We start from the raw sequence: 5779 nt of genomic DNA on the forward strand, positions 1-5779 counted from the left end.
CCGCAGGCGACCGCCGACCAGCTCGAGATCAGCCGCAAGGAGATCGAGCGCGACCCGCGCGGCTTCATCGCGCAGGAGCTGGTGCAGCTCTCCAGCCACCCGACCTTCGTCGACGGCAAGCTCGAGGCGCGCCACATCGACCTGCGCCCGTTCATCCTGACCGGCTCGAGCACGGAGGTGTTCCCGGGCGGGCTCACGCGGGTGGCGCTGCGGCGCGGCTCGTTCGTGGTGAACTCGTCGCAGGGCGGCGGCTCGAAGGACACCTGGGTCCTCGAAGAGACGGGAACGCGCTGATGCTCGCGCGCCACGCCGAGGACCTGTTCTGGGCCGGCCGCTACCTGGAGCGCGCCGAGGACACCGCGCGCATGCTCGACGTGACCTACCACGGGCTGCTCGAGGGCGGCTCGGCCGACGAGGAGTCGGCGTGGCGCACGCTGCTCGAGGCGCTGCACCTCGCGCACCCGTTCTACGCCGCGCACCCGGAGATCTCGGCGCGCGCGGTGGCGCAGTTCCTGGTCGCGGATCCCGCGCAGCCGAGCTCGATCATCGCCGCGATCGCGCGCGCGCGCGACAACGCGCGCACTGTGCGCGAGCACCTCTCGACCGAGCTGTGGGAGGCGCTGAACGCGTGCTTCCTCGAGCTGCGCGCGCGCGACCTCGAGTCCGAGCTCGCCGCGCAGCCGTACGAGCTCTACCGCGAGATCCGCACCCGCTGCCAGATGATCGCGGGCGCGGGCTCCGAGACGATGCCGCGCTCGGACCCGTACCGGTTCCTCCTGCTCGGCCGGCTGATCGAGCGCGCCGAGATGACCTGCCGGATGCTGCGCGTGCGCACGGCGCGCCGCCAGGCGCGCGGCGCCTTCCACGACTTCGTACTGGTGCTGAACTCGGTGTCGGCGCTCGAGGCCTACACGCGCGCGCACGGTGCGGAGATCGATCCGGCGCGGGTGGTCGCGTTCCTCTTGCTGGCGCCCGATTTCCCGCGCAGCGTGCTGTTCTGCGTGCGCGGCGCGGACAACCTGCTCGCGCAGCTCGAGGGCGGCGCAGCGATCGCGCGGCCGCGCCGCTGCCTGGGCCGGATTCGTGCCGAGCTCGAGTACCAGGACGCCGACGAGCTGCGCGCCTTCGGCGAACGCGGCGTGCTCGACCGCGCGCAGGCCGGCATCTGGGAGGTCGCAGAGCTGGTCGAGGAGAGCTTCTTCGCGAGCGGGCCCGCGCCGCAGCGACACATCTTCGGGTCGGAGCTGGCGTGATGGAGCTGTTCGAGATCCGCTACCGCACGCTGTTCCGCTATCCGCAGGCGGTCTGGGACTCGCACAACGTGCTGCGCGCCAGCCCCTGCAGCGACGACCGCCAGATCCTGCTCAGCTACAAGCTGTCGATCGCGCCGGCGGCGCGCGTGGTGTCGTACAGCGACTACTTCGGCACGCGCGTGGATCTGTTCGGCGTGGCGCGCCCGCACCGCGAGCTCGAGGTGCTGGCCGAGATGCGCGTGGCCATGCACGGCGAGGCGCGCGCGGAGCCGCCGGACTCGAAGCATTCGCTGCGCGAGCCGCGCTTCGCCGAGGTCCACCACGAGTACCTGGTGCCGAGCGCGCACACCGACTTCGCGGAGGGACTGCGCCGCGAGGCGTGCGACGTCGCGGGCCCGTGTGGAGACGACGCCTCCGCGATCGGCTGCGCGCTGGCCGCGCACGTGGCGAAGAGCTTCTCGTACGCGCCCGGCTCGACCCACGTCGGCATCGACGTGAACGAGCTGCAGCGCTCGCGCCGCGGGGTGTGCCAGGACTTCGCGCACTTCCTGATCGCGCTGTGCCGCGCGGTGCGGCTCCCCGCGCGCTATGTCTCCGGCTACCTGTTCGCGGCGCGCGGCGACCAGAGCGCGGAGCCGCAGCGCGGCGAGGTGGTGGTGCAGACGCACTCGTGGGTCGAGGTCGCCCTGCCCGGCGTCGGCTGGTGGCCGCTCGACCCGACCAACCGCCTCGCCGTCGGCGCGCGTCACGTGAAGATCGGCCACGGCCGCGACTACGACGACGTGCTGCCGCTGCGCGGCCTGTACCACGGCCCGTTCCAGCACGAGCTCGAGGTGCAGGTGAAGATGACCCGGCTCGCGACGGGCGAAGCCTGGGGCGTGCAGGCGCAGGGCGCGCGGGGCCAGACCCAGACTCAGCTCCAACGCTAGGCCGAGTGAGGGCCGTCCCGAGCGAGGAAGCAAGCGGCAAAGCCGCTCGCAGCGAGCCGCACGCGAGCGAAGTCAGTCGGGCTAGGGCTTCTTGGGAAAGTCCAGCTCCGCCAGCTTCGCGGCGATGTCCGGCCCCGCCGTCGCCGTGTTCACCTTCTGGTCGACGAAGCGGACCACGCCGTCCTTGTCGACGTAGAAGGTCCAGCGCTTGGCGTACATGCCGCCGAGGTTCGAGACGCCGAAGGCCGACGCGACGTCGCCCTTGGTGTCCGACAAGAGCACCAGGTTCGCCTTCAGCGACTTCGCGAAGTCCGCGTTCTTCTCCGGCGCGTCGAAGCTGACCATGAACACGTCGGCATCGAACTTTGCGAGCTCGGCCTGCGCGTCGCGCAGCGACTCGAGCTCCGTCGTGCAGCCGCCGGTGAACGCCTTCGGGAACCAGGCCAGCACGTAGCCGCGCTTCCCCGCGAGCGACGCGGAGGTGTAGGTCTTGCCGTCGGAGCCCTGCAGGGTCCAGTCCGGCGCGGCAGAATCCGCGGCGAGAGCCGCGAGCAGAAGGGCGAGAGCGAGCGTCTTCAGCATCCGTTCATGGTAGCGGACCGGGGCGCCCTTCGGCCCGGGCGCTAGCTTCCGCCGCGTGCGGATCGTGCGCTTCACGCTCAGGGCGCTCGGCGTCCTGCTCGCCGCGCTCGCGCTCGCGCTCGTGCTCTGGGCACTGCTGCCCGCAGCGACCGCGCCGATCGAAGGGCCGAACGCGATTGCCGCTCTGGAGCGCATCTCGCTGGGCGGCGTCGCGCAGACGATCCTGCTCCGCGGTCGCGACCGCACGAAGCCGGTGCTGCTCTATCTGCACGGCGGACCGGGGTTCGCGCAGCTGCCGCTCGCTCCTGGCTACTCGGATCAGCTCGAGCGCCACTTCGTGGTGGTGCACTGGGATCAGCGCGGCGCCGGCGCTTCCTGCGCCGGCACCGACTTCGCGAGCTTGACCCGCGAGCAGATCGTCGCCGACGCGATCGAGCTCTCGGAGCGGCTCGCGCAGCGCTTCGGCGGCGGCAGGATCTTCCTGCTCGGTCACTCCTGGGGCAGCGTCGTCGGGGCACTCGCCGTGCAACGGCGCCCCGACTTGTTCCTGGCCTACGTGGGCCTCGGCCAGGTCGTGAGCGGTCTCCGGAACGAGCAGCTCTCGTACCAGTTCGTGGTGGACGAGGCGAAACGGCGCGGCGACGCCGCTGCGCTCGCCGAGCTCGCGACGATCCACCCGCCCTACCCGACCGGCCGAGAGCTGGCAGTGCAGCGCCAATGGCTCGGCAGATATGGCGGCAGCATCTACGCCGCAAAACGCGCGAGCGAGGCGCTGCCCGCGGCGCTCTTCGGCCGCGAGTACACGCTCGGGACGCGCCTCCGCTTCTTCTCCTGCCTGCGCAGCTCGCTCGATCGGCTGTTTGCCGGGCTGGACGACTTCGACGCGCTCGCGCAGATCCGCCGGCTGGAGGTGCCCGTCTTCCTGTTCAGTGGGCGGCACGACTGGAACACGCCGTATCCGCTGGTCGAAGAATGGGCCGCAACGCTCGAGGCGCCGCACGTCGAGATCGTCTGGTTCGACGAAGCCGGGCACTTCGTCCCGATCGAAGCGCCCGAAGCGTTCCAGCGCGCGTTGATCGAGAAGCTGACGCCGCTCGCACCGCGCTGAACGGCAGCGCCGACTCAGTTCACGCGCCTTCCGCCCTTCCAGTACTTCTCGCGCAGCAGGAACTTCTGCAGCTTGCCGGTCGCGGTGCGCGGCAGCGCGTCGAGGAACTCGACCGAGGTGGGGCACTTGAAGTGCGCGAGGTGCTCGCGCGAGAACGCGATCAGCTCGGCCTCGGTGAGCTTCGTCCCGCTCTTCAGCACGACCAGCGCCTTCGGTGTCTCGCCCCACTTCTCGTGCGGCACGCCGATCACCGCGCACTCGACCACCGCGGGGTGCTTGTAGAGTGCGGCCTCGATGTCGGGCGAGCTGATGTTCTCGCCGCCCGAGATGATCACGTCCTTCGCGCGGTCCACGATGTGGATCGAGCCGAGCTCGTCCCAGACCGCCAGGTCGCCGGTGTGGAAGTAGCCGCCGTGGATCGCCTTGTTGGTCTCGTCTGGCTGCTCCCAGTAGCCCTTGAACACCACGTTCGAGCGCGCGCAGACCTCGCCGACCGACACGCCGTCCTTGGGCACGGGCTTGGCGTCGCCATCGAGCACGGCGATCTCGACGCCGATCGCGGGCACACCTGCGCGCGAGCGCCGCGGCCAGTCGTCCTTCTTCGTGGCGTGGTCGGGCATCGACACGGTCAGCACGGGCGCGGTCTCGGTGAGCCCGTAGATCTGGATGAAGTCCCAGCCGAGCTCGGTCTCGAGCCGCTCGATGAACGCGGCCGGCGGCGGCGCGCCCGCGACGGTGAAGCGGGGCCGTGTGCGAATCGCGTGCTTGCTCTTCTCGGGGTAGTCGAGGATCGTGCGCAGCACCGCGGGCGCCATGCACGCGAACGTGACGCCCTCCTGCGCGATCAGCTGGTAGATCTTCGCGCCGTCGATCCCGCGCAGCACCACGTGGGTGCCGCCCATGCCGGTGAGCGCGTACACGCCGCCCCAGCCGTTGCAGTGGAACATCGGCAGGGTCCACAGCTCGACGTCGTCGTGCGACACGCGCAGGTGGCTCACCAGCGTGTACGCGTTGATGTAGCAGTTTCGGTGCGTGAGCATCACGCCCTTCGGCCGCGCCGTGGTGCCCGACGTGTAGTTGATCGAGACCACGTCGTTCTCGAAGCGCGGTACGGGCGGCGGCGCCGCGTCGGACTCGCGCGCGACGAGCTCGTTCCAGTCGAGCCAGCCCTTCGCCGTCTCGCCCTCGTCCTTGGCGACGATCCAGTCGCGCACCGTCTTCAGGGTGGGGCGGATCTCGTCGACGACCGCGGTGTACTCCCAGTCGACCAGCACGGTCCTGACACCGGCGTGGTTCAGGATGTACTCGTGGTCCGCCGCGGTGAGCCGGTAGTTGAGCGGCACCAGGATCGCGCCGATCTGGCTGGTGCCGTAGAAGCTCTCCAGGAAGAAGTGCGAGTTGGGCGACAGGATGCAGACCCGGTCGCCCGGCGCGACGCCCAGCCGGAGCAACGCGTGCGAGAGCTGGTTCACGCGCGCCTGGAACTGGCGATAGGTGAAGCGGCGCGACCCGTCGACGACCGCGACCTTCTCCGGGTACAGCAGCGCCGGCCGGCGCAGGAAGTCGTCGACGAGTAGAGGTACTTCCATCCTTACGGGTCCCGGCGAGGCGAAGCCTCGCCACCCGACTTCGCTCGCCTTCGGCTCGCTGCGCGCTTCGCTTGCACCTCGACGACTCCTCACATCATGATGACTTGGCGCGCGACCTCGCCCTTCTCGAGCGCGGCGAAGGCGTCGTTCACGTCTTCCAGCTTGATCCGCTTCGAGACCATGTCGTCGAGGTTGAGCTTCCCGTTCAGGTACATGTCGACGTACTTCGGCATGTCGGTGCGGAAGCGGTTCGAGCCCATGCTCGAGCCCTGGATCTTCTTCTCGAACAGGAAGTCGACGCCCGGCAGCTCGACCTTC

The 5779-nt window shown here is 70.1% G+C and carries 7 protein-coding genes; 4 read left to right on the forward strand and 3 right to left on the reverse strand.

The features are described 5' to 3' along the window. The 3 genes from VMR86_14510 to VMR86_14520 form a co-directional block, all read left to right on the forward strand. Nucleotides 1-294, forward strand: a 294-nt coding sequence (locus VMR86_14510; protein HTO08258.1) for a circularly permuted type 2 ATP-grasp protein, incomplete at its 5' end; no start/stop codon positions are given. Beyond that, complete coding sequence (locus tag VMR86_14515; GenBank protein HTO08259.1) at nt 294-1253, forward strand: alpha-E domain-containing protein; 960 nt, start codon at nt 294-296, stop codon at nt 1251-1253. The genes VMR86_14510 and VMR86_14515, both read left to right, overlap by 1 nt. Beyond that, on the forward strand, nt 1253-2182 hold the full coding sequence (locus VMR86_14520; protein HTO08260.1) for a transglutaminase family protein: 930 nt from the start codon (nt 1253-1255) through the stop codon (nt 2180-2182). Before VMR86_14515 ends, VMR86_14520 begins: the two co-directional genes overlap by 1 nt. Nucleotides 2183-2263: 81 nt before the next feature. Here the strand turns inward: VMR86_14520 and VMR86_14525 are convergent, their stop codons facing one another. Further along, nucleotides 2264-2764 carry a peroxiredoxin family protein gene (locus tag VMR86_14525; protein HTO08261.1) on the reverse strand — a complete coding sequence of 167 codons (501 nt, stop codon included), beginning with the start codon at nt 2762-2764 and terminating at the stop codon, nt 2264-2266. A 55-nt stretch (nt 2765-2819) separates the two neighbouring features. Here VMR86_14525 and VMR86_14530 point away from each other — a divergent pair, with 55 nt between their 5' ends. Further along, a complete protein-coding gene (locus tag VMR86_14530; GenBank protein ID HTO08262.1) occupies nt 2820-3872 on the forward strand; it encodes an alpha/beta hydrolase in 1053 nt (350 codons plus the stop codon). Between the two features lie 14 nt (nt 3873-3886). On the opposite strand, the gene VMR86_14535 is transcribed toward VMR86_14530, so the two are convergent. After that, nucleotides 3887-5461 (reverse strand): long-chain-fatty-acid--CoA ligase, encoded by a 1575-nt coding sequence (locus VMR86_14535; GenBank protein HTO08263.1) that lies wholly within the window; start codon nt 5459-5461, stop codon nt 3887-3889. Nucleotides 5462-5550: 89 nt separating this feature from the next. Next, on the reverse strand, nt 5551-5779 hold a 229-nt coding region (locus VMR86_14540), incomplete at its 5' end, for an alcohol dehydrogenase (protein HTO08264.1).

It is taken from the genome of Myxococcota bacterium (assembly GCA_035498015.1).
In the GTDB taxonomy this organism is placed as follows: Bacteria; Myxococcota_A; UBA9160; order SZUA-336; family SZUA-336; genus VGRW01.